Below are 24,432 nucleotides of genomic sequence, written 5' to 3' on the forward strand. Positions count from 1 at the left end.
GCTCAGCGGAATTCTCGAAATTGATCGCCCTGTCCAGCCACAACCAATCAGGGCTGTTTATAATCTTCGAGTGATCACCACCGCGTGACTTCCTTCCCACCCCCCCTTTGAGGTCTTTCTATGAGCCTTTTGCGAGTTTCCGTGCGAGAATCTTTGCTGATTGTCGCTGGCACAACAAGCCTGATGTTCCCCACGTTAAATCAATGCTTGGCTGAACTTACTTTACCGAATGTTTTTGGTGACCACATGGTCGTCCAACGGGCCCAAGAGAACCCGATTTGGGGCAAGGCCGATGCGAACGCGGATGTCACCATCCTGGTTGGCGACCGAAAGACAACCAGCAAAGCTGACGACCAAGGAAATTGGAAAGGAACGCTGCCGGAACTGCCCACCGGCGGGCCATATCAAGTCAAGATCACCAGCGGCAGCGACTCGATCGCCATCAATGATGTCTTGTCCGGTGAAGTCTGGATCTGCTCCGGCCAGTCGAACATGCAATGGACCGTGAGCAACAGCGAGGATTTTGAGCTAGAAAAACTCTCCGCGAATTACCCTAAAATCCGCATGATCAATTTTCCTCAAGTGGGTTCGCAGACCACGGTCTGGAGCCATGACCGAAACTGGATGGTCTGCAACAGTCAAAACGTGGGGAGCTTCTCGGCTGTCGGTTACTTCTTTGGTCGACAACTGCATCAAACGTTAGACGTCCCCATTGGATTGGTGAATAACGCGTGGGGTGGTTCTGCCGCAGAAGCTTGGGTGGATCAAAAAACGCTCAGTGAAGATTCACGCTTTGCAGGCATCATGGCTCGCTGGGAGAAAGACACTCAAGAATTTGATGCGTTGAAGTCAAGAACCGATTTGTCCGAGGACGAACAAAAGCGACTTGCCGCTCTGCAAAAGAATATGTCGGGCAATCATCGTCCAGGCAATATCTATCATGGAGTCTTGGAATCCCATCTCGGATATGGAGTTCGAGGAGCGATCTGGTACCAAGGCGAATCGAATGCAGGTCGAGCGTACCAATACCGCGAACTCTTTCCGCTGATGATCTCGCATTGGCGCCAGCGCTGGGGACAGGACTTCCCATTCTACTGGGTGCAACTGGCCGATTTCAAACAGGAAGCCACAGAGCCCGGAGAAAGCGAATGGGCCGAACTGCGCGAGGCCCAAACCATGACTCTCGATAAGCTGTCGAAAGTTGGGCAAGCCGTCATCATCGACATCGGCGAAGGTAAAGACATTCACCCTCGCAACAAAGTCCAAGTCGGACGGCGCCTGGCGCGTTTAGCTCTCAAGAACGAGTATGGTTATGACATCGCCGCCGAATCGCCTCGGTACGCGTCTATGGAAGCTGACGGTTCCAGTATCATCTTAACCTTTGATCATGTCGGAGCGGGCTGGCGCCCGTTCGATGTCGCGGAACCCGTCGGGTTCACCATCGCAGGCGAGGATGGCAATTTCGTCAAAGCAGTGGCCGAAATCCTGAGCGACAAACGCATTCGTGTTTCCGCCGCAGCGGTAACCATGCCAACAGCAGTTCGCTATGGTTGGGCGGACAATCCAGTGGTCAACATGTTCAATACCAGCGATCTTCCGCTCACTCCATTCCGCACCGACGATCGCCCCGGCGTAACCATGAACCGTCAGTAGAGCGAGGGAAAGTTACAACCAAACCGACGTACGACGGACTTCCAGTCCGTCGCAGTGGATCGTACGACGGACTTCCAGGCCGTCGTACAAACCGCCGCAGGTAGTAATTCATCTACCACTTTCCTACAATAGTGCTTTTGCCAGGAACTGCATCATCCTTAATCAAAAGCCCTGTGAACAAGTTCATCCCTTCTGAACCATTGGATATCGCAGTCATCGGTGCTGGTCCGATTGGACTAGCCACTGCAATTGCCGGCAAAAAAGCGGGTCTGAGCTGCGCTGTTTTCGAAGCGGGTCAAGTCGGAAACACCATCGCATGGTGGGCCCCTCAAACGCGTTGGTTCAGCAGCAACGACCGGATCGCGATTGCCGGCGTTCCTCTAGAAACACCCGACCAAAGCAAAGCGACTCGCGAACAGTATTTGGCTTATCTGCGTTCGCTGGTGCGCCAGTTCGAAATTGCCGTACATTCTCACCGGCCTGCACACTCGGTGCTCCGTAACTCAGTAAGCGGTTTGCTGCACGTCGAATTTGAACCACCGGGACAGCACCCGGCTGTTTCCTGCCGAAATTGCGTCCTCGCCATCGGAGGCACCGACGTCCCAAACCGGTTGCACATTCCCGGCGAAGACTTGCCCCATGTTGATAGTTACTTTCGCGAGCCCCACAAGTACTTTGGCCGCAAGGTTGTCATCATTGGCGGACGCAACAGTGCTGTGGAAGCCGCGTTGCGGGCGTCACACTGCGGAGCCGATGTGACGTTGTGCTATCGTGGCCCCGATCTGCCACGGCAAAGTATCAAGTATTGGCTGCTCCCCGAGATCGACGGTTTGATACGCTCTGGAAAAATCAAAGCGCATTTCAACATGGTCGCCACCAAGATCACGCCGCAACACGTCCACTTCCAACCCGTCGACCCAAGCGATTGCACGGCATCGCCAAATCAAGAGCCACTGGTTGTGATGGCGGATGAAGTCCTGTCTCTGATCGGCTATCGCCAAGACAAACGACTTTTTGAAGCCTGCGGAGTTTCATTGATGGGAGACTCGCAGCGGCCGGAATTTGATCCGGCCACCATGATGACCAATGTGCCTGGCCTGTTCGTAGCTGGCACCGCCGTGGCCGGCACGCAAAGCAGTCGCTATCAAATCTTTCTCGAAAACTGCCACGCTCACATCGAACTGATACTCAATGCCATCCTTGGTAAAGTAGCCTCTAGCCAAAATTGGCTAGCCAGTGCCAGTGCGGCGGAATTTCAAGCTCGTATCGAAGCGATGCCCGAAAGCTAACGAAAAACGGCCATGTGCAGAACATGGCCGTTTGGATCATTGGAGCGAACTGCGTCGAACGCGGCTTACTTCTTCTCAGCGTCCGCTTTGTCTTTAGCTTCCCGTTCGTCAGCAAACGAGAAGAGCCGATACTGAGCGTAGTCTTCAAACTCATTGGAAATAATGAGTTCGCCGCTTGAGCTATCGAAGGCAACGATACGACCGCCGGATCGCAGTTCATTCTTCGGTGGTGAATCCACCAAAACATCGCCGCCACTGATATCCGTAACCACTACGGTGTTTGCGAAACGATAACCGGGAACGGCCTTCACCTTTTTGGATATCGGTGCGATAACCTCCAGTTCCAAATCTTTGCCCAAGGCACCGCCGAAGACGCTTCCTACCGCTGGCGATTTATCGGTTCGATAAGGTACAAAGGTTGCCAGTTTTGGATCCCACTCACCGTAAACTAAACTGGTATCCAGCATGCTCACCAGCTCCACCGGTTGGTCCTTCACACTGTAACGCGTCACATTCTTCTTCACAGCACTAGCAAACAAACGGCTGCGAGAAGGTACCGTTACGGCTGGACTTGGATCACTCCACTTGGTAACCAGCTTGCTGGAACGCAGAGCCTTCTTGTCAGCAGCCAACCGCTTCTCATCCGCCATCATCAAATCCTGAACACGTTGTACCGCTTCGGGCTTCATGGTAGAGGTCTTGGGCTGCAGCGATTTGCTGCGGGGATAGTTGGGGTCTTCTAGCAACAAGCGAGTGCGATAGACATAGACATGGCCAGGTTGGACATTGAAGTCAAAAAATCGCAGAAGCTTGTACTCGGTCAGCGTTTCTGCTTGAGAACGTTCTGCTGTGTCGACTTCTTGAGCCGTCGATGATGCACCGTAATCGCTTTGGCCAGCTCCACCATAGCCGCTGCCATAGGATACGCCGCCATATCCGGCACCATAATCGGAATCACCGCCGCCGCCATATCCATCTCCGTAGCCAGCGCCGCCGTACCCACCCGAGGCTGCAGGCTTCTTGCTGATTTGTGGAATCTTGGGATGGTCGACCAAGTGGCTATAACGGCTCATTAGGATCGGCGGAATCTTCATCGTAAGCTTTGAAGAAACATAGTTTTCCTTGGCGGTTTCATCTGCCGTCCCGGGCCATTTGTCGACTAGCTTGCCGTAAACTTCTGGCGTTACATCACTCAATGTCTGCCAGTCGGCATCGGTCAAAGTCGAAAGGTCCGTAATCGCTGTCACGTCCACTCGCTGAACTTCAAAGCCCAAATAGTTGGGCGAGTCTCGATTGGGATTGAAGTCCGCTGCGTCCTCAAACTCTTTAAGATAATTCTTGACCATCGCCTCATGAGGCACGGCAGCCGTTACGGCCGCGAACGTCACGTATTGCGAGACAACGGTTTCGGCATCGCTGCGAACTCGACCAGTGCTGTCGCGTTCCAGCTTCGTTTCTTTCGCTTGGTAGCCATAATCGTAGCCGCTAGCCATCAGGCGGTCCGCTGGTTCGGGGTCATCGGGGCGGCGACGTTTCTTCTCGCCGACAGGAAGTGCACCTTTGAGATTCTCAATTTCCGCAGGCCGAGGACTCTTGACTGCGATCACTCCCATAAACGCTTCTGCATGTAGGTTGGCCGGTGGCAACACTTCGGGATCACCACGTTTGCCACCGCGGCTGCGGGGTACAAATTCCCAAACATCATTGCGATATGGCGTCGCATCAGTTTGATTGCGAGACTGCTCGGATTGATTCCTAAAGTTCACATCGTACTTGCGAGTCGATTTAATTTGATCCCAATGATTCTCGTTCAGAATCACGTTTCGCGTGGTGCTGGCCTTCTGAATCAAGTCATCTTTGTGCTTTGTGGCTTCGATAGTTTCTGTATTCCAGCCACTCCATAAGAAGAAGGCTGCGGCGGCACCGACGGCACCCACAACGAACTTCTCTCCGTGATTTAGGAGAAACTGAACGAAGTCAAACTTACTTTCCGACGATCGACTTGCCTTAGGAGCTTTCGGCTCAGCCGCAGGCCCATCACCTTTAGCACCCTTTTTTCCTAAACCAAACATAGCTGACCTCGATAACTGATTAACGTTGCGATCGAAAATGCGATATAAAAACCAGGGGTTGCGGACCAACGGTACCCCCCGTAAGTCCATTCCAGCAAATCGTTACTGGATCGATCTAGGTTGCGGAATCCCAGCAGCAGCCGACTCGGTTGCCGCCGGTGCCGCCGGAGGTGGTGGCACTGGAACTGCGCCCGGTGCCGTTTCTGCAGGTGCTCCATCCGCCGGTGCCGCGTCTGCCGGTGCCGCGTCTGCCGGTGCCCCGTCTGCCGGTGCCCCGTTCACAGGTGCCCCGTTCACAGGTGCCCCGTTGGCTGGTGTTCCGTTGGCTGGTGGAGTTGCTTCCGGGGCCGCAGGTTCCGCACGAGCTGTTGTTTCCAACTCAGTCGATTGCTCAACTTTCTCAATGCCCAACTTGTCGATGTCGACGGGATTGTACAGCAAGACGATACCGTACAGTTCGACGTCTAATTCGTACGACTTGTCGCTCCAAGTCACATCGGAACCGGTCGCGCTGTCGCCATATCCACCGCCTGCGCCACCGCCATATCCGCCGCCTGAGCCGCCGTAACCAGCGTTCCCACCCGAGTCACCGTAACCAGAGCCGTACGCGCTTCCGCCGCCAGAGTAGCCGCCACCCGCACCACCGCCGCCACCACCGCCCGTCGCTAGGGTTGGCTCCTTAGACTCATCCGTTGCGATGCGGACTTGTTTGACTTCCACCATAAGATCATTGTTACCGCATGCGGCGATCAAATCTGCGATACGGCGCTGATCCATATTGAGCCGCAACTGAACCGGAATCCGTTTAGCGACTGCAAAAAATGCATCTTGCGGTTGAGCCGACTTCATTTTTGCGATCAAGTCCGCTGAGCCCACAGGCTTATAATTCGAGTCAACATAGCGTCTGTCTGCCGGATCCACAGGTCCAGCGGACGCGCCGCCGTAACCGGCACCGTACGCGCTGCCGCCGGGAGCGGCCGAAGCCGCTGGAGCACCACCCGCAGCCGCACCATAGGGACTAGAGCCGCCGTAATCATCCCCGCCTCCGCCATAAGCACCACCACCACCGCCAGCGGGCTTGGAGCCCGCAATCGTCTCCACTTCACCAGCAGAACCATTGGCCGCTTTGCCCAACCGAATCCACTTGATTTCTTTTATCGGAGCTTGGAAGTTCTCACGTGCGTCGCCATTGACGGTCTTTACGATGTTCATCAAGCCGCTGAGAATCCAGAGATCCTCTTGCGTGTAAAGAATGTCCAGCGTGCTCGGTGGCTGCGCCGGGTTGTACCAAGGAGCAATCTGGTCAACCAGTTTTTTCTGAGAGCTAGTTTCCCATTTCACCAGTGGGTTAACTGCTTGGGCAGGAGGTGCCGCCGAGCCGGTTAACGAAGCGGTCCAAGTCGCGCCGATAATGTTGGCGATGTCGGGGAATACACGATTGATATAATCGCGATATTGCTCGCGAGCACTGCGGTCCAGCGGATCTTCGCCCTCCTTGAGAGGATTGGCGATCGTCAATTCAATTGGACGCCGCTTATCAAGTTCAGCAATCGCTCGCTCGGTGGTTACACCTTTGGGCCACTTCAAATATCGCTTTTGACGTTCGTACTGAAACTCCCAAGCCTTTTGCACATCCAGTTTGTGGAGATCGATGATCGCTTCCATCTCCTTATGCGATTGCTCGTTGGGGTGCGTGGCAATCTTGGAAGACACCTCATTAATCGTGCTGTAACTGCTGTTAATCGCACTGATTCGCGTGGAGATTTCCTCATGCAACTGGCTGTTAGACATAAAGAAGATGGTCACCGAAGTGGCCAACACAATCACCATCAGAATCCAGAAATAGTATTTCTTGACAATGGTAATAACGGGCTTTAGTTGATCCATGATTCAGTCGTCCTAAAACAGTGACGTTCTTATTGTAGCCATAAATGTATCGGAACAGTTTTTAAAAGCATCGGCTGCTACGGGGCAACTGGGTTGGTCGCCGGAGCAATGATATCTTTCGGTGGAATGATATCTGGTTTAAATCGCGGATCGGCTTTCCAAGCCATTCGCTGAGCAAGCGTTCGTTCTTTCCAGACGAATTGCACCTTGAACGATGCTTTCGTGGCTGTAAAAAACGGTGGCACGGGTCTGCCTTCATCATCAACAAACTCTTTAGGCTTCGCAGCAGCCGCCGGAGCATCACCGCCGTATGCGCTGCCTGCTCCCCCATATCCACTTGCAGCACCGCCGATATTTCGACCGCCACTCAAACGCTCGTACTCTGGATTCCCAATCCTTTCTTCGGTGGTAGTCGCTTCTGCCACCAGAATTGGATACGAGATCCCCATCTCTTTGGTGGAGAACGGAACCATCTTCCCATCAGGGCCAGGCAAGTTGATGCCACCAGTCTCCAAAAAGTGGATCAAATTCTTTCGCACAAAGTCAGACTTTTCATCTCCGCGGACGCCATTGTGGTAATGGTACCCTTCCAGTTTGACGACCCAACCTGGCCCGGACAATCCCTCGCCCTCGGGTGCTTGTTCTGTCGTTTGAGCCGCACTCTCGCCAAACAATTGTGAAATACGCGCTCGCGATTCGCTGCGATACTTCTCTTTAAAGTTATCGTCCACGTACTTTGTGATATCGTCGCGGTACTGCGAATCAATCAAGGTGATATGGAAGTCGCGACGTTCGTTATAAGGCAATTCGACCGGCGATTTACTGACCAAATCTGGATTTCGATTCAAACCTGCATTGATCACGCTGAGCAACTCGAGCCAGATCTTGCGGCGTTCGCTGTTTGCACTGACCTCTTCACCAATCGCTCGCATCAACTCGACTTTATTCTTTTGAGTCTCATCCATGTCGATATTGGTTTGACTCTCATTTCGCAGACTGACAACTTGCGATTGAGCCGCTTGCCACAAATCGGGCTCGACTTTTGAATAGGCGTTGTAGACCAACCCATAATTGACTGCCATGCCCACCAACAGTGTGGCTGCCGCGGCGGCCATCCAAGGCTTCTTGGAATCCACCAAGCGATCCACCACGATCTCTTTGGGCAACAAATTGGTTCGGATCGGCCCATGATGCAACGCTTGCAGGCAAAGCCCATACACCACGCCGAAGCTTGGCTGGTTTTCCTTAAAGCTTGGAGCACCGATCACTTCCATGCCTGAAAGCCGCGAGAACTTTTCGATGATCTCGACATCCATACCCAAGCTCTTATTCAGATAAGCTTGAAGACCGGGCAGTTTGGCCGTGTTCCCCAGCAACTGAATCGACTCAATCTCCGCCTTCTTGTTGATCTGACGGAAGAATCCAATCGAACGTTGGATTTCGGTATGCATGTCATTGAAGATTGGACGCATCGCTTGGAAGACCAATTTTGGATCATCCGCCTGCATCGCATTTCGCTTCAAATGCTCCGCCTTTGCGAAGGTCAACTTCAGCTCTTTACTCAATTGGCGAGTAAAGTGATTACCGCCAATAGGCATACTGCGTTGCCAGATGCGGAAACCATTGGTCACGATCAAGTCGGTCGCATCGGTACCAATCGACAAGATCAACACCGATTTCGGTGGCTTCTCAGGATCGAAATCGCCTTCGGCCAATCGTTCGGAGAAACGATCGTACGCAATCATGTTGTAGATTGCCACGGGCGATAACTGAATAATGTCTGGCTCGATTTCAGCAGCCTGGAAAGGCTTGAGCGAGCGATATACGGCCTCGCGCTTCATCGCGAACAAACCCACTTCGCTTTCCAGCGCATAGCCATCCTCGATGTTCGCGCCAGCCATTTGCTGGAAATCCCAAATCACGTCATTCAAATCAAACGGGATCTGTTGCTTTGCTTCATAACGAACGATGTCGGGAATCTTTTTAACTTCGACTGGCGGCGGCTTGAAGAACTTGGCCAAACCTTGCTGGCCAGGAACGCTGATCGCCACTTTCGCCCCGCGAAGGTCGTTGCGCGAGGTAAATTGCTCCAGCGCATCGGCCAACAGAACTTCCGGTTCCGAGTCTGGCTGGGAGAGAATTTTAGGATACTCAACGAAATCGAATGAGTCCGCAACAACTTGGTCGCCTTCTAAATGGCAACGCAGAGCCTTGATTGCACTTTGGCCAATCTCAACGCCCCACACGTGATTGACTTTTCTTGCCATAACATTCCTCAAAATCTAGCGCGAAACCTTCGATAAGTCTTTTGGTTTATGCTCATCCAGCGTTGCCCGTCGAAACTTGTCCGCCTGATCGAGCAACCCTGAAAAAACGCCTGGTTTGTCCAGGTCAGTGCGGGCCAGCGATTTGGTGACGAGGTGGAAATAGCGGACACGCACAAGCAATACAGTAAACCACCGTCCCGGCGGCTCAAGTAGGATAAGCAATAAAGCCGCAAAAACTTCCGTCTTGCTGCCCTTAATATCCTATCGTTTGTCACTAGCTGCTGTCAAATTTTTTCTGGAAGTCTTCGCCAAGGGGGCGAAACTTCCCAACTCGCACTCCTCCTAAGCCGCAAACTTACCGCCCCAACACCATCGCCACCACCAACTGACACGCAACGCCAAATCGGCGGACACTACGGTGCCAAGTTGAGTCGTGGCTTACGAGTGCGAATCAATTCACTTTCATAGGCTTCCCGCACAACTGTCGCTTCTGCAGGCGAACCTTCTTGAAAAATATGCAACTCCAACACCGTCTCGCTGGCCTTACCGTCGGCTCGCTGCCCAGTTAAGTAACTGGCAAGAGCCAACCGGTCGCTTTCCTTCAAATGCTTGGTCAAGCGGTCGCGCAGGTCTTTCGATTGGCCGATATAGAGATAGCCTGTGGAATCACGAAAGATGTAGACACCTGGGCGACGAGGCACTTTCGACAGGTCGCTTGCGAACTCTTGTACCGGCGCGGAGACCACCTCCACTTTCCAATCAGTCACTCGCACCAGCAGCTCTGGACGCAGTTGCCGCGTCTTCCTTAACCTCAACGCGGCCCTACGAACCAAATAGGGGTCGAAGCCCGGAGCCACTTCGGCGGCCAGACGATCGAACTTCGCCAACAAAACTGGATCGATAAAAACACGGTCCAACGATTCGCCACTTTCCTCAAGTACGCGTCGAGCCGCGATTTCCGCCACGGGTGTCTCGCCCTCCAACTCGGGCCGCAGCGTCTTGGTCGACTTCACCGTGAACTTGCCGCTTTTACGCAACTGGATCAATTGCTCAAACAGTTCGACTTCGCCGATGTCACTGCCCGCCGCTCGAACCGCCGCCACCATGCTGGCTCGCAAGTCATCTCGAATAATGACTTCATCTAAGCTCCAACCGTCATGTACCTGGGCATAAATCTCCAGCAGATCGAGAGTGGATTTCGAAGCGGCCTCCTGGCCGACCGCTGTCCCAAACGACCCTTCGCAGACCAGCATCAGTCCCACGGCAACCCAACTTAAAAGTGTACGTTTCCAATTCATGGCACTACCTTTTAATCAATCGATAATCATCCAAGTGCTCTTAAAATACTCCGTTTCCGGACAGTTTACACCAATCGGATGGTCGCCACTGGCACCCACACGACGAATAATCTTGGCCGTTCGCATCGATTGCTGACTGCTGCCATCCAGCGGTATGAACGCGCGGGCCGCCGAATGGAGCATGGAATCAAACGCTTCTTGTGTCAACAATCCCGCACAGGTACAAGTCAAAAACAAGCCGCCCGGTTTCACTAATTGCATCGCGAGCTTATTCAAGTCGTGGTGCTTCCGTGTGCCTTCTTCCAACTCATTGCGTGAGCGAATGAGCTTCGGTGGATCTAGCACAACGATATCGTACTGACGACCAATCGCCAGCATGTCACGCATGAAAGCGAACGCATCCGACTGGCAATATCGCACTTTCGCATGGTTGATGTTGGCGTTCTTCTTGGCGACTTGCAAGGGCTCTTCATCGATATCAACCCCCGTCACTTCCGAGGCATGGCCCTCACTCGCAGCCCTCACACTAAAGCCACCGGTGTAACAACAAACATCTAGTACCGTTTTACCAGCCGACCAGCCAGCGAGCAAACTGCGATTGTCCCGTTGATCGCAGAAAAATCCTGTCTTATGGCTGCCGTCAAACTGGATCCGATACTTGGTCGCCCCCTCTTGAACTGTCACATAAGCAGGACAATTTGCCGAGCGATACTCTTCCACTGGAAAACCTTCTTGAGCCACAAAACCAGGGCAGGGCCGCACAAGGTAATGCTCCAACCCAAGCCGCTTGCAAAGCGACTGCACCAACTCTTCGCTCCGCTGCATCATGCCCAACGAGAACACCTCGGCACTTAAACAATCGCCATAGCGATCCACGACTATCCCCGGATACCCGTCCGCTTCGCCATGAATCAAGCGATAAGCGTTGGTCGTTTCGGGCAACTTCAAGAAGGAATGCCGCAGCGAAATCGCCTGAGTCATTTTCGTGTCCCAAAACGATGCGTCAGGTATCTGGTCACCCCAACGCATCAACCTGACCGCCACACTGGATTTCGGATTGTACAAGCCGTAGCCAAACAAGCGTGCATCGGGCTGCGTCTCATTCGGATTGGCATAAACAGCCACCCAATCACCCGGTTGCGGATTCCCTTCGATCTGCGTGATACGTTTTCGAAAGATATTCGGGTGCCGCATCGCGCGCGAAACATAAACGCAGGGCATGCTCGAACGAGGCTCAACGCGCAAAGATTGTTTTGTCAATGAATTATTGCCAAGTAGTACAAGTAGAAAGAACGCTTCATTCCATCATCAAGCTCCCTCTCGAAGATCAGGTTGTCGCCAGTATATTTCCCAGCCGTGCGGGCACTAGAGCCACTGGGCAGTTTGCCGGGAGTATCTCGTTAGCAGCCCTAGCTAGCGAGCCTGACGTTCAAAACTCCCAACCGAAGATTTCTGAGGTTCAGTCGCCCGCATTGCGACTCCCCATCGCGCCCCACACACCGTACACGCTTTTGGCAAACCAATTCTCACTGTACAACGTGGAACCATCTTCATAAAAGACCCCGGGAGATTCGGCTTGCATGTCTCCGGTATCGACCGCATCACTGACAAAGTGGATGGAGCTATCGAGCATCATGACGTGCACGCCACCCAAATGGTAGCTTGCTGCGGTATGCAAACCAGGACCTTCATTGCGTGAAGCCACACAGCTTGGACCGTTGGGTGCAACTATCGTGTTGAATCCAACAAAGTCAGGATTGCCATCCCCCCAATGCGTCCCTCGCTTGGCGACAACGTCCTGCTCCCGCACATAGCGACCGCCATGAGCGACCGCTAGGCAATCTGCAGGGACCACACCATGCCCCGCAATTCGCTCGGCAATCGACGTCGCTTGATATCCCCGCGTGGGCGCGTCCTTGGTTCGCTGATTGTTCTGATGCGATTGTGGTGTAGCGATCTCTCCGAAAGCAATCGTGTTGCTGACTCCATCGGAACAGTCTGTATATCGCAACTCATACCTCTGCTGGAACATGCCACGCACCGCTCGCTCCGGAGCTTCCCAATAAGTGAACTCAATCCCCATTTGCGAATCACCCAGAGAAAACGCAAAATTCGTTCTCCCCATGCTGGCCCAATCGGCCGGCAGCATGCGGCCGGGGTCCGAGGGACAACGCAGAACCGCAAGCTCGGTTCGCCACGGAGTGTAATTGCCGCCACGCCACCAGGGCTCGCCCCCCCGCGCAAATCGAACTCTGGGCGCAACGGACGCTTCAAAACCACCTTGGATTTGGCTGTATAAGTCCATGCGCTCCAGAAAGGGACACAACGCGACAAAACCACTCATGCGACTACCCAACCACAATCCGTCGGCATTAGTCAGCGGACCGCCTCGCATCGGAACTAAATGCCGATGAGCTGCCTCGTAGGCCGCCAGTGCCAAACCAACCTGACGAAGATTGGACGAACACGAGATCTTGCGAGCAGACTCTCGACCACCCATCACCGCAGGCAAGATAAGTGTTGCCAAGACGGCGATGATGCTCAGAACCACCAACAATTCGACTAACGAAAAACCATCTCGGCGACGGCCGTCTGTCATCACATCCACCCGTGGAAAAAACATATCCGCAAATGCAGCGAGCCGTCACCACCGACGGCCCGCCCCTTGACTACTTCAAAGCTATCGCAATTTACTTCGCCGCTGGCACATCGCCTTCGGGAGCCTCTTCAAGCTCAATACCAACCGTCTCATTCCTGCCTGACGCCCCTTGCATTTCAGGAGCCTCCTCAATGATCAGCTCATTTTCTAGGTCGACAGCCCCTGGGTACTGCTCGGCAATCGCTATCAGTTTATCGACCAACTTCCTGGCATCGGTGGCTAGATCTGCCTTCGTTTTGATCGTCTCGCTATTGAGTGCAACTTGTAATTCCTGCATCAATTCAACCGCGTACTCCACCAGTTCGCGCTCATCGCCCGCAGGCAATTTAGCCAACAAGCCTTTTTGATACTCAGTCGGCACACTACCGTTCATCTTGCCCGATAAACCATAACGCATCGTCTGCAGCAACTCATGCATGTAGCGACGCAAGACTATCGTTTGTTCGTCCTGCTTATCGAAAGGGTTCTGGGGCTTTTCTTTCTTCTTTTCTTCACCACCCCCATAGGCCCCTAAACCGCCACCGCCGTAGCCTTCGTTGCCGCCCGTATCGCCGTATCCGGCTCCCATACTTCCTGCGCCGCCATAGCCACCGCCACCGCCGCCACCGGCCGACGCCGAGGTGCTCATGTCATAAAGGTCGTTCCAATCCTCCAGCTTGCGTTTCATATATCGCATGCTGTAACGTCCGGCTGCCACCAATTTCCCTTCTGGGATGTCTGTCGGTGCAGTGGCCCCCATTACGATCAAAGCTTGCTCCCGCAACATGGGATGCGTGAACTCATTGGCCAAGATATCGGTCGCCAGAGCTAACATCTCTGGTCCTTTGGTGTGCGGAAACAATCCCGCCAACTGAAGATATCGCGCCGTCAGATAGGCGTGAGCGTCGGTTGACTGCGATGCCGGTCGGGGAGCTTTCGCCCAATTCAAAAACCGATCCGCTAACGAGTCACGTACGTTTTCTGGCCAAGTCGGACCAAGGATGCGAATATGCCGCTCCAGACCAACCAACGCCGCAGCCTTCACACCATCGCTTGAACCACGCTCAGCAGCGCTCAACAAAAATTTCGTGGCATTGCCATACGGTTTGCTGGGCGTATTACTGGTCGGCCGCGTTTCATTGAGCTCTCCAATCAGCAGCGTCGCATTGATCACTGCGGTTGGACGATAATTATTGGTCGCAACGAGAGCCAACATTTTGTAGATCTCGTCGTTGTAAGTTTTGAGACTCGTCGGATCAAGCTTTACCGCATTCTGCATATCGGCGCGAAACTCCGCCACCGCCATGTTGGCCGACAACGGATCTTCCAGCGAAGTCAACATGGGGATCAAGTAGTTGCGGTAGTAAGCTTGAATCGGCCTGATATCAAAACTGCCCCGAAAAGCTTCCTTTTTGGCGTCGCCCAGATCTTTCAAAGCTTTGGGAGACTTGAGTTCCTCCGGAAGTGGTACCGTTTTGAACGCTGTTGCGTTTGCCGCGGGAGCCGGATTTCCCGGTTGCGCGAATGCCGGTATCACCAGTTGGCTTGAGATCGACAGCCCCAACAGAGCCGACAAGAATAGACCACGCCTTGAGTTCGAATTTGCCGTCCGCATGATTTTTTCCCGCGTAGCGATTGATGAGAAATCCCGAATTTTTGAGCTGCATAGCGACACAACTCCATGGGCGCTCAATTTTACGGTCAAGATGTTCCCCATGTCAACGAATTTTGGAAAGATCTCCGCAACCAGCCTAGATTTTTGTCCAAAGCTAGCGATTCGCGAAGTTTTGATTCAGCCAATTCGCCTGTCGGAAACTACCCCGGAATGTTAATTAGAGTACTATTTGTAGTTCAAAGTTCAATATTTGACTAAGCTTTGTTGCTAAAGCGTTCTGCCCCTGGCCCATGGGGCAAATCCCTGTAGAAACAATGAATTAGCTTTTCGCTTGCTGCAAAACCTGCGTCCCCTCAATTCTCCTATGCGTAAACTGCAATCTCGAGACATCTGGCTCGGTATCGTCATCCCGGTCATCGTCATCGCCGGTAGCTTTGTTCTGTTTGCCGCGATGGGGCAATCCAAGCCTCGCCAAATCTCGGGCGTCGCAGACACTTACTCGGCGGTGCTTCGCAAGTTGCCTATCGTCGAAGTGGACCGGGTGAAAACCTTCGATTCCACCAGCACCCTGGACATCGAGGTCAACGGTGTGGTTGTCCCGTTTCGGGAAATCACGATCGCAGCGGAAGTCGCCGGCCGCGTGACTTTCAAAAGCGAGAAATGCCGCAACGGGACTTGGATCGATGCAGGCGACGTCCTTTTTCGACTGGATTACCGCGACTACCAACTGGAGGTCGAGCGTCTTTCGGCCCTGCGGCAAAGCGAATATGCACAACAAGCCGAACTCGAACAAGAACTCGCCAACAGCGAGCGTTTGCTGAAAGTCTCCGAGGAAGAAGTCGAATTGCAAGATCGCGAAATCCAGCGCATGCTGAATCTGCCTAGCGGCTACGCCAGCGCCACCGAACTGGATGCCGCGCGTCGCAGCCGACTGCAAAGCGTCAACATGATGACGACACAGCAAAACCAAATCGCGACGCTGCGAACTCGCCGCACTCGCGTTGAACTCGCCGAAAAACTAGTCGCCTCGCAACTGGAGCAGGCCAAAGTCAATCTGGCTCGTACCGAAGTCCGCGCTCCCATCTCGGGAATTATCGTGAGCGAAGCGGTCCAAGTCGACTCTTTCGTCCAACGCGGTGCTACCCTCTGCGTGCTGGAAGACACCAGCCGATCGGAAGTCGTCTGCAGCTTGCGAACAGACCAACTGGCCACAATCCTGGAACAACAACGTGCCGAATCACAGGCCCCGGAAGTCACCAAGCTCGATCCTGCTACGCTCACACCATCTGCCATCGCAAGCTCATACGCTCTGCCCAAAACGCCGGTCCGCATCCTCTACCAAGTCGCTGGGCGCAACGATGTGTTCTACCAGTGGAACGGCGTGCTGGATCGCTACGAAGGCGTTGGCGTAGACTTGCAAAGCCGTACGATCTCCGTTCGCGTCGCCGTCGACCAGCCTCAAGAATTCCAAATCGTAAGTTCTGTTTCAACTGCCATCGCTTCCCGCGACGCAGGTCTTGGCTCCCCCCCCAGTAGCACTCCGCCTCGCAAATTGGTGCCCGCGCTTTTCCGCGGTATGTTTGTCAAAGCTGTCTTTCAAACCAAACCTAGCCGCCCTCTGATTTTGCTGCCCAAACTGGCCGTTCGTCCAGGCGGAGAGATCTGGAGGTTTGTTCCCGACCCTACGGCCATCGAAGGCATGCTCCAACAAGCTGCCGAACAAGCCAAATTGGACAACCCAGTCGCCAATGATAAAGCGATAACCGCCCCCTCGGTCGAGACATCCGCCGAAGAAGAGAAGAACAATTCCAAAAACAACGAAGCTTGGCTGGTAGGTCGCATCGAAGTCATCCGCGATGTTCGCGTCACCCGAACCGTAGAATCCAACCCAGATAGCGATGAACCCACCGCCACCGAATATTGGGTTGCTGAAGCCAACCCTCTCTTGGCCGAAGGCACTGCCGTCATCACCACGCCGCTGGCCGCTATCGCCGGCGACGGTTCCGATGTCGTACGGGTCGAAGACAAAAGCCGAGCTCTCAAAACGACCAAATAAGTCTTCGTCTGCTCAGCCAACGATACGACAACTGCCGCTCCCTTCGACCGATAGAAGGTCGACTATCATCTACGTCCGCGGTCTAAATGCGAAACTCGACTGCGAGCTACTGCTTGACAATGTTGCTGATCTGCATCGCAACGGTCGGTAGAAAGATGATCCCGGAATAATGGTTGGCCAGCATCTCCACATGATGCGACTTGTCCAGCCTTGCGGCATCGACCAACGCTTTAGAACTGCGTGGCGTAACGACATTATCAAATACGCCAGAAAACAACCACGTGCGACTAGCGTTCATGCGATGAGCCAATCGCAACGGTTCGATCGCGAGTAAACCTTCTCGAATCTGCGTCTCATCCAGTCCGCTGCGAATCAATTCTTCGCGAACCTTTGCTGCGTCTTTCTCACCTTCCATCAAGGTCCCGAACAAATCACCGCCAGCGAGCAGAATGAAGACATTGCTGTAAGCTTGATCTAGCCCCGCCACGGTGGCAGTTACAAAGCCCCCCAAGCTGGTGCCTTGCAGGCTGACTTGCTCCGGTGCAACACCTGGTAAGGCCGCCACGGCATCGCGAGCCCGACGGACATCGGCCACCGATTGCTGAATAGCTTGAATCAGTTCGCCTCCTTTGGCACGACCTTCAGGCGGTCGTCTCACGCCATAGTAGGGCAACTGGGTCATGAATGTATGAATCCCGTGAGCTCGCAATGCGCGGGCCACCATGCGTCCCACAGTCATACCTTTTCCGGATTCGTGGACAACGACAATCGCGGGCGCATTCAGAACTGCACCGGTCTTATCTTTAGCTTGATACCACTCCATCGCCACCAGATCGTTGCGAGCGTCCCCGCTGGGTCGCGGTGACGGAAATCGCACCAGCCAATCACCTTGGCCGGCCTCGTTTGCTTCCAATTGAACAGGAAAGCTGCTAGGCTGCCATCGCAGTCCGGCCAAACAGGCCTGAGCATCGGCGTCCGAATCCTCCTCCAACGACAGCGTATCAACCGCTGCAAATGTATCGCCGACTTTCAGGCGCGCCGATGTCAGTGGCACTTGGCCTGGGACCTCTGCCAACAATGCCATCAGATCCAGTTTTGCGTAAGGGCGATCAGCCGCTGGCAATTGATGGCTCGCATTAGCAACATAAAAGATTCCGTCTTCGGGCACAAACAGCACGTTATGCAAGTTCGATTTCATAGCCACCGGCCGACACATCAGTTGCATCGCGGCGTCCGCATCGACCTTGCCAAAGTTATCTTTGACACGACGACGCAATTCTTCCAGACGCGAACCGGCCGACAGGACAACCGCATCCTTAATCCCGTCGCCTAGTCTTTCATGCGCGGCACCCGGTTCAACAAACTCAATCGACTCCGGCGTTGCGGCCACACCCACTGCCGAACGATCTTTGCCATCAGCAAAAACATAGAAATATTCGCAAGTCCGTGGATTGTCAGACCACAAACGTTTGACTTCATCCAGCGTGCTGCATTCCTCAAGCGCGCGACGCATTAAGGTAGCCATCGGCACTCCATCCCACTGGCCTTCGCCGCGGCCCCCCATTTCCCCCAACGATATCTTCCTAGCATTCATACCGCTCACGCTGCCAATGAAACCCGCATAGCCAATATTGGCAAACGGTATCATGCCCGTGGGAGCCATAATGAACGTCGTGGCAGCATCTTGTAACCCGATGGTGGTCATGTAATCCAATACTCGACCGTGATATAATTTGCCGCCTACCGTCGCATCTCCAAACAGCGCAAAACCCGAACAGTGAAACAGCTCGGGAAAAACATTCAGCACTTCCATCAACTCCGGTTGCATGTTTAAGCTAGCCGCCAACGCTCGTGTCTCGAGCTTATGGCGTTCTGGAATATGCGGGGATAAGCGCGCATAGGCAGCTTCCAAATCGGTGCGAAACCAACGCCCCGTCGCGATCGTTTGAGCGGTCCCAAACGCATATAAAACCGAATCGACACAGCGCTCGGTCTCTTTCTTCAGCAACATCCCATGCGCTTGACCAATCTCTTCGGGTGTCCCGTACAGCAAGCAGATCCGCTGGCCATCGACCCATCGCAACTCACCATGCTCGACCTTCTTTGACTTCATCGTCGGAGAGGTTAACAGCGCCGAGGGCGCCAGCACCTCAGCCGCGCGACGCACTCCACGCGAAAGCTGACGCTCCAGCTCGCGACGCTCCAACTTTACGACTTCATAGCCAGGCCAATCTCGAACATCGATGTTAGAACGTTCGGCAGTTGCAAGCGTCAATTGACCTGCTACGCCATCTACTTGCACATCGATCGTCAAACCATCGGGTGAAAAATGCAACTCGTCCTTGCCATCAATCAGCCATTTCCCTGAATCAGGTTGGTAGCGAATATCAGTAAATGTTTGCACCATTCCTACCAGTTCACCAGCCGTTAGCGAACCGAGTGTTTGGACTCCAACGTGCAAGACGGAGCCCGGGTTAATCAAACGCTCGAGAATGCCTTGCGTCTGCAAATGATCTTCGGCATCCACTTTGCCTTGGCCGATATAGACGACTTGATGCTTAGGCAAGGCCATCGCGGTGATGTCACCGCGACGACGCAGTTTGACCGCATATTTTTCATGCGTCGCAGTGAGATCAAACGCTTGATCGTCGTAACGCACGAGCTCAAATTCAATTCGCTGTGGCTGGCCATCGATTTCGGGTTCGACCCAGCCCCCAATGGTGAACGCCGAGCTTTGTCCTTGAAAGACATCCAACCACGGTTGCAGCAGGGGCGCTAGCGAAACGGGCTGCTCGGCTCGGAGCGTCGCTACTATCGCGAAAACAAAAAGGCATGCTAAGGCGAAACAGCGGCGACTTCGAGTCATCTTTTTAAACCCTATTCAATCAAGATTCTGACCATGCGTCGCAGCGGCTCAGCAGCCCCCCACAACAATTGGTCTCCTACGGTAAAGGCAGTCAAATAACGTCCGCTCCCATCCAGATCTGCTTTGCGCAGCCGGCCGACAGGGACTTCTAGTGTGCCGCTTACCGCCGTTGGGGTCAACTGAGCTATCGAGGCTTCTTTCTTATTCTCGATCACTTTTGCCCACGCGTTGGCTTGTGCCAGCATATCGCTGATCTCGCCGACTGGGACATCTTGTTTCAACCGAATGGTCAAGGCTTGTGAGTGACAACGCATGGCCCCGATCCGGACGCAGATGCCTTCCACAGGGATCGTGTTAGCAGCCAAACCCAGGATCTTGTTGGTCTCAACTCGCCCCTTCCACTCTTCGCGACTTTGACCGTCCCCTAGATCGGAATCGATCCACGGAATCAACGATCCGGCCAAGGGGACCAGGAAGTTCGCTTTCGCGATCGCATCACCACGTAGATGCTCGGTCACTTTGCGATCCACTTCTAAAATCGCCGCGGCTGGGTCGACGACTTGGTCTGCTACGGTGGCATGAATGCTGCCCATTTGAGCGAGCAGCTCTTTCATGTTCTTGGCACCGGCCCCGGACGCCGCTTGATAAGTCATGCTGGAAATCCATTCCACCAAGTCCGCTTTAAACAAGCCATGCAGGGCCATCAACATCAGCGATACGGTACAGTTCCCGCCGACGAAGGTGCGAACACCTCGAGTCAGCCCATCTCGAATGACTTTGTCATTGACGGGGTCTAAGATAATGATCGCATCGTCGGCCATCCGCAGCGTCGACGCGGCATCGATCCAAAAGCCCTTCCACCCCGCCTTCTGCAGTTGAGGATAAATCGATTTGGTATAATCGCCGCCCTGGCAAGAGACGATCACATCCAGTAAACGCAAGCTTTCGACATCATTGGCGTCAGCCAGCTTGCCACTGGCTCGCCCGTCGATCGTGGGGCCCTCGCCGCCAACATCCGATGTGGAAAAAAAGACGGGCTCGATGGCAGCAAAATCCTGTTCCGCTTGCATGCGCTGCATGAGGACTGAACCAACCATTCCACGCCAACCAACGAATCCAACGCGTTTCACAATCGACTTCTTTGAAAAAAAATTAAATATTGCCCTAAAAACTGGCTCACCAGCTTAACTTGTCTTTCCATTTCGTCCAGCAAAGTTTCATAACCACCGCCGAGTACTTCTAATGAGTCATGTCGAAGACCCATTCGCAGAGGATAGCGATTTGATACCCGCGGCCTTTGCGGCCGACGAGCTAAACGCCGTCGCTCCTGCTGCGAGAATCAACCGCAAATCAATGTGGGCATTCATCGTTTTGGGTTTTGTTCTGTCGTGCAGCAACGTGCTTTTATTGTTAGCGTACGACACACTGACTTCTTGGAATAGTTATCGCAATCTCAACTTTTTATCAAATCTCATCGCAGTCTTTCTGTATGGTGAAGCTGGCATTCTCTGCGTCTGGTCCGCTCTGCTGGGACGCGTGTGGTTGGTGGGATTGGCCGCCGCCAGTGTCCTAACTTGGCTTACGCTTGTCTCAATTTTCGTTGGTCAGGAACTACTGCAACGTCAATCGTTCATCATCGTGGATTCAGGCAAAGGGCTTGTTTGGGTCGCATTTTGCTTGCCAGCGGTAATGATGATTTCGGGTGCATCCCTGCTTCTGCTACGGTGGCTCAGGGGCTGGCGACTGGATGCAAGTGACAGCCTGACGCCGCGAGGTTCACATGGAACGGAAGATTTGTTTTCAACCACCGCTGCCATCGCTGCTGTAATCGCGCTGGTACAAGTGTTCGCTGCTGGAATGGATATACCGACGTCTCGTGTACTGGTGCCACTCGTTACTGGCAGTCTGTTTGCCGCCGTTTTCGTATTGCTGTTTCTGGTTCCAACTATCTTGATCGTATTTCGTCTGGAACCACGCTGGAAACGCTGGTTCGCATTCATGCTTCAGGCTTCCGCAACGGCTGTCGTCACGTTTGCCTTCATGCACTACACGAAAATCAGTTCCGAACCGCTCGTCGATACCGCACTAATGGTCGGAGGGATCTTGGGGATGGTCTTCGTGGCTCTGCTCTGGTTGCGCTGGCTGGGCTTTCAACTTGCAAGCTATAGCCCTCGCTCAACGCCACACCCTGCCGCTGAAAGGTTGATTCGGCAGGATCGGACGAAGCGGCGGTGGGCGGTGGTGGCTTTCACTTGCTTCGCTATGACAGGAGCTGTTGCTTCCACGCTCATCGCCCGGCAGAGGAATTCGATCGAAGCAGAGTTGGCTGCGTTGGGTCGAGCACTTGAGCTAGAAGGGGGCGAGTTGGTCGTACAGGCCCGACAGCCACAAAAACTCACCTTGGGGCCGCAGCATAACAACGCGGACTTGCAGCGATATACGCACCTGCAATCGCTGACAAGTATTTGCCTTGCAAACACAGATGTCGATGACGAGGTGATCGAGCTTCTCAAGCAGTTTCCAAAACTAAGATCGCTGGATATCAGCGACACCAAACTTTCAGGTGCCTTTCTTTACCGGCTAAAGGAGCTTTTCAATCTACAAGAATTGCGTCTGGCTGGCACTAGTTTCGGTCTTTTTGATTTGCAATCAGCCCTGAGCGACATGCGGCTTGAATTGATTGACATCAGCCGCATGCATGTCACCGACGATGATATCCGTCAATATAGCGATCTCTTCCTCTATCGAAATCTTATCCTTCGCGATAACCAGCTCACCGATGCTGGCGCCAGTGAAATAGGAATTTCAAATGGCCGACTTACCCTGTTGGACCTCAGCGGCAATCCAATCACAGGTCAAAGCCTAAACCTACAACCGTCGGTGGAAGAGCTGATCTTAGAGAATGTCCCGATCGTCAACCAAGCGATGGGGCCATTGCTGGCCAACGGTCGCATTCGCGGACTGAAGTTGGCCAACACCAATCTGACGGATGCCGTGTTGCCTATGTTGCTGACCCAAGTGTCGCTGCAATCTCTAACGCTGGGCGACGGTAACTTCACCGACCAAGGCATCGCAAAAGCGAGCCCTGTCACATCCATTTACAAGCTTACTTTTTCTGGCAAACAATTTGATGGCAGTTTTTTGAAGACATGGCAGCCATCCACTAGCGTCTTGTCTTTCTCGGGTTCTTCGGTCCGCGGAGCCCACTTGGCCAATTACCGCAAAAGTACAAACATCTTGTTTGAATTGGATCTTAGTAACTGCACAGAATTCGGCGACGACGATCTCGCGGAACTCAGTGGCATATCGATTTACCGGTTCAACATTACCAACACCAGGATTACTTGTGAGGCACTTATGCGTTGGGCCTCAAGCGTCGAATCTCCGCAAATCTATGTTGGACTAAACCAATTCACGCCCGCAGAGGTAAGTCAGATCAGCCAAAAATATTCGCTAACTATCGGCAGACCGAAGGATTAGCGTCGAACGCAAAAATTGCAGCAAGAAACGGAAGGCTCTCCCGGACAAGCCGGGAGCATTTGAAGGACAAAAGACCAACGCACATCGTTCTGAGATCGCGAGTTCTGGGCGACCGTTGGGCTTGCCCCAACGCGTCGCAATAGGATTGGTGTGCTAAGCTTTGCGATGGGCAAGAGAATGGGGGCAGGGGAATGGTCATGGAATCTATTCTACTGCCCTGATTCTCCTGCCATAAGAAATTCGGTCGCCCTTAGCGCACCAATCTAATGGCAAAGACGGGGCACAAGGCCCAGCTTCGCGTCGATGCTGGCAGTTGACTCCTGAGCCCTTAACCCAAATCCAATTCCAAAGATTGTTGGAGGCTTGACTTGCGATTGGACGATAGCTGGTGGCGGAAAGCTCGCAGATTCAGCGGTTGAAATAATTCTCGTCCAGTCAAATTTCCTCTTGGAGAGCGGGCTGTAGTTCGCTACACTTTGCCCCTTTGATGCGGGAATCTACGCGATTTGTATTGAGATTTTCGCGGATTTATTTAAAAAACTGTGAAATCCACCGCATCACGTGGGAGTTGAAGAGCAATGTCCAAGCAAAAAACGCATAAATCGACGAAGAAACGCTTTCGCTTGACCGCTACCGGCAAGGCAAAGCATCGAAAAGCAGGCACCAGTCACTTGGCGATCAGCAAGTCGGGCAACAAAATCCGACAATTGCGTGGCACAAAAGTACTGGAAGTCCAGTTTGAGCGAGCGATTCAAGACGCTTTACGCGGATACAGCTACTAAGCTACCCACGATTGGCTGACCGAGTTGAACTTAATCGGTCGCTATTTCTAACCACGAGTCTGGGCATGAACAGTCGCTTCGGTGACGGCCTGAGGTTCCCATTCGCAGCGAGAAGGGCTGCTTAAGTTTAATAATGCGTACACAAAAAGGTGCCGCCAGGCGGCAAGCGAAGCGTAAGCTATTTCAGCGCGCTGAGGGTTACGTCGGCGGTCGTCGTCGTTTATACCGAACAGCAAAAGAAAACTTGGTCCGAGCAGGCCGGTTTGCCTATCGTCATCGTCGTCTCAAGCGACGTGATTTCCGCCGTCTGTGGATCGTTCGTATCAATGCAGCGGTTCGAATGCACGGGCTTCGTTACAGCCAATTCATCGATGGTTTGGTGAAAGCGAATATCGAACTGGATCGAAAGACTTTGTCTGAGATGGCAATCCACGATCCAACTGCTTTCGAAGCCGTGGTGCAACAAGCGAAGTCGGCTCTGGCGATTTCCTAACTTCCCGATCTAGGTTCACTTTTGGAGCAGACCCCA

At 53.5% G+C, this 24,432-nt stretch carries 15 protein-coding genes; 6 read left to right on the top strand and 9 right to left on the bottom strand.

Annotated features, from left to right (window positions below; translation table 11 throughout):
* The first annotated feature begins 120 nt into the window (after positions 1-120).
* Both SH302x_RS24880 and SH302x_RS24885 read left to right on the top strand, forming a co-directional pair.
* Positions 121-1,653: a sialate O-acetylesterase gene (locus SH302x_RS24880; protein ID WP_479365645.1), complete on the top strand. Its 1,533-nt coding sequence runs from the start codon at positions 121-123 to the stop codon at positions 1,651-1,653.
* Between the two features lie 173 nt (positions 1,654-1,826).
* Complete coding sequence (locus SH302x_RS24885; RefSeq protein ID WP_479365646.1) at positions 1,827-2,942, top strand: NAD(P)-binding domain-containing protein; 1,116 nt, start codon at positions 1,827-1,829, stop codon at positions 2,940-2,942.
* Between the two features lie 65 nt (positions 2,943-3,007).
* Here the strand turns inward: SH302x_RS24885 and SH302x_RS24890 are convergent, their stop codons facing one another.
* The 7 genes from SH302x_RS24890 to SH302x_RS24920 all read right to left on the bottom strand — a co-directional run bounded on the left by SH302x_RS24890 (position 3,008) and on the right by SH302x_RS24920 (position 14,719).
* Positions 3,008-5,014: a hypothetical protein gene (locus SH302x_RS24890; protein ID WP_479365647.1), complete on the bottom strand. Its 2,007-nt coding sequence runs from the start codon at positions 5,012-5,014 to the stop codon at positions 3,008-3,010.
* Positions 5,015-5,116: 102 nt separating this feature from the next.
* Positions 5,117-6,901 (bottom strand): hypothetical protein, encoded by a 1,785-nt coding sequence (locus tag SH302x_RS24895; protein WP_479365649.1) that lies wholly within the window; start codon positions 6,899-6,901, stop codon positions 5,117-5,119.
* 77 nt (positions 6,902-6,978) lie between these two features.
* Positions 6,979-9,168 (bottom strand): type IV pilus assembly protein PilM, encoded by a 2,190-nt coding sequence (gene pilM / locus SH302x_RS24900; RefSeq protein ID WP_479365650.1) that lies wholly within the window; start codon positions 9,166-9,168, stop codon positions 6,979-6,981.
* Between the two features lie 413 nt (positions 9,169-9,581).
* Positions 9,582-10,466: a GIY-YIG nuclease family protein gene (locus SH302x_RS24905; protein ID WP_479365651.1), complete on the bottom strand. Its 885-nt coding sequence runs from the start codon at positions 10,464-10,466 to the stop codon at positions 9,582-9,584.
* Positions 10,467-10,481: 15 nt separating this feature from the next.
* Positions 10,482-11,660 carry a class I SAM-dependent rRNA methyltransferase gene (locus SH302x_RS24910; protein ID WP_479365652.1) on the bottom strand — a complete coding sequence of 393 codons (1,179 nt, stop codon included), beginning with the start codon at positions 11,658-11,660 and terminating at the stop codon, positions 10,482-10,484.
* Between the two features lie 265 nt (positions 11,661-11,925).
* On the bottom strand, positions 11,926-13,089 hold the full coding sequence (locus SH302x_RS24915; protein ID WP_479365654.1) for a DUF1559 family PulG-like putative transporter: 1,164 nt from the start codon (positions 13,087-13,089) through the stop codon (positions 11,926-11,928).
* Between the two features lie 67 nt (positions 13,090-13,156).
* Positions 13,157-14,719, bottom strand: coding sequence for a hypothetical protein (locus SH302x_RS24920; protein ID WP_479365655.1), 1,563 nt, complete (start codon positions 14,717-14,719; stop codon positions 13,157-13,159).
* Positions 14,720-15,083: 364 nt separating this feature from the next.
* Here SH302x_RS24920 and SH302x_RS24925 point away from each other — a divergent pair, with 364 nt between their 5' ends.
* Positions 15,084-16,775 (top strand): efflux RND transporter periplasmic adaptor subunit, encoded by a 1,692-nt coding sequence (locus tag SH302x_RS24925; RefSeq protein WP_479365656.1) that lies wholly within the window; start codon positions 15,084-15,086, stop codon positions 16,773-16,775.
* A gap of 106 nt (positions 16,776-16,881) precedes the next feature.
* On the opposite strand, the gene SH302x_RS24930 is transcribed toward SH302x_RS24925, so the two are convergent.
* Both SH302x_RS24930 and asd read right to left on the bottom strand, forming a co-directional pair.
* Entirely contained in the window at positions 16,882-19,641 is a 2,760-nt protein-coding gene (locus SH302x_RS24930; RefSeq protein ID WP_479365657.1) for a C45 family autoproteolytic acyltransferase/hydrolase, read from the bottom strand.
* Between the two features lie 11 nt (positions 19,642-19,652).
* Entirely contained in the window at positions 19,653-20,771 is a 1,119-nt protein-coding gene (gene asd / locus SH302x_RS24935) for an aspartate-semialdehyde dehydrogenase (protein WP_479365659.1), read from the bottom strand.
* Between the two features lie 112 nt (positions 20,772-20,883).
* Between asd and SH302x_RS24940 the strand changes: the two genes are divergently transcribed.
* The 3 genes from SH302x_RS24940 (at position 20,884) to rplT (ending at position 24,396) form a co-directional block, all read left to right on the top strand.
* Positions 20,884-23,121: a leucine-rich repeat domain-containing protein gene (locus tag SH302x_RS24940; protein WP_479365661.1), complete on the top strand. Its 2,238-nt coding sequence runs from the start codon at positions 20,884-20,886 to the stop codon at positions 23,119-23,121.
* A 578-nt stretch (positions 23,122-23,699) separates the two neighbouring features.
* Positions 23,700-23,903: a 50S ribosomal protein L35 gene (gene rpmI / locus SH302x_RS24945; RefSeq protein WP_479365663.1), complete on the top strand. Its 204-nt coding sequence runs from the start codon at positions 23,700-23,702 to the stop codon at positions 23,901-23,903.
* Between the two features lie 133 nt (positions 23,904-24,036).
* Positions 24,037-24,396, top strand: a complete 360-nt coding sequence (gene rplT, locus SH302x_RS24950; protein WP_479365664.1) for a 50S ribosomal protein L20 — start codon at positions 24,037-24,039, stop codon at positions 24,394-24,396.
* The last annotated feature ends 36 nt before the right edge of the window (positions 24,397-24,432 follow it).

The sequence above is a fragment of the Njordella calcicola genome, assembly GCF_056494125.1.

Excerpts from the sequence above, each read along its gene's own strand:
- SH302x_RS24880 (WP_479365645.1), top strand. The coding sequence starts at position 121 with ATGAGCCTTTTGCGAGTTTCCGTGCGAGAATCTTTGCTGATTGTCGCT.
- SH302x_RS24890 (WP_479365647.1), bottom strand. The coding sequence starts at position 5,014 with ATGTTTGGTTTAGGAAAAAAGGGTGCTAAAGGTGATGGGCCTGCGGCT.
- SH302x_RS24895 (WP_479365649.1), bottom strand. The coding sequence starts at position 6,901 with ATGGATCAACTAAAGCCCGTTATTACCATTGTCAAGAAATACTATTTC.
- pilM (WP_479365650.1), bottom strand. The coding sequence starts at position 9,168 with ATGGCAAGAAAAGTCAATCACGTGTGGGGCGTTGAGATTGGCCAAAGT.
- SH302x_RS24905 (WP_479365651.1), bottom strand. The coding sequence starts at position 10,466 with ATGAATTGGAAACGTACACTTTTAAGTTGGGTTGCCGTGGGACTGATG.
- SH302x_RS24910 (WP_479365652.1), bottom strand. The coding sequence starts at position 11,660 with ATGCGGCACCCGAATATCTTTCGAAAACGTATCACGCAGATCGAAGGG.
- SH302x_RS24915 (WP_479365654.1), bottom strand. The coding sequence starts at position 13,089 with ATGTTTTTTCCACGGGTGGATGTGATGACAGACGGCCGTCGCCGAGAT.
- SH302x_RS24920 (WP_479365655.1), bottom strand. The coding sequence starts at position 14,719 with ATGCGGACGGCAAATTCGAACTCAAGGCGTGGTCTATTCTTGTCGGCT.
- SH302x_RS24925 (WP_479365656.1), top strand. The coding sequence starts at position 15,084 with ATGCGTAAACTGCAATCTCGAGACATCTGGCTCGGTATCGTCATCCCG.
- SH302x_RS24930 (WP_479365657.1), bottom strand. The coding sequence starts at position 19,641 with ATGACTCGAAGTCGCCGCTGTTTCGCCTTAGCATGCCTTTTTGTTTTC.
- SH302x_RS24940 (WP_479365661.1), top strand. The coding sequence starts at position 20,884 with ATGAGTCATGTCGAAGACCCATTCGCAGAGGATAGCGATTTGATACCC.
- rpmI (WP_479365663.1), top strand. The coding sequence starts at position 23,700 with ATGTCCAAGCAAAAAACGCATAAATCGACGAAGAAACGCTTTCGCTTG.
- rplT (WP_479365664.1), top strand. The coding sequence starts at position 24,037 with ATGCGTACACAAAAAGGTGCCGCCAGGCGGCAAGCGAAGCGTAAGCTA.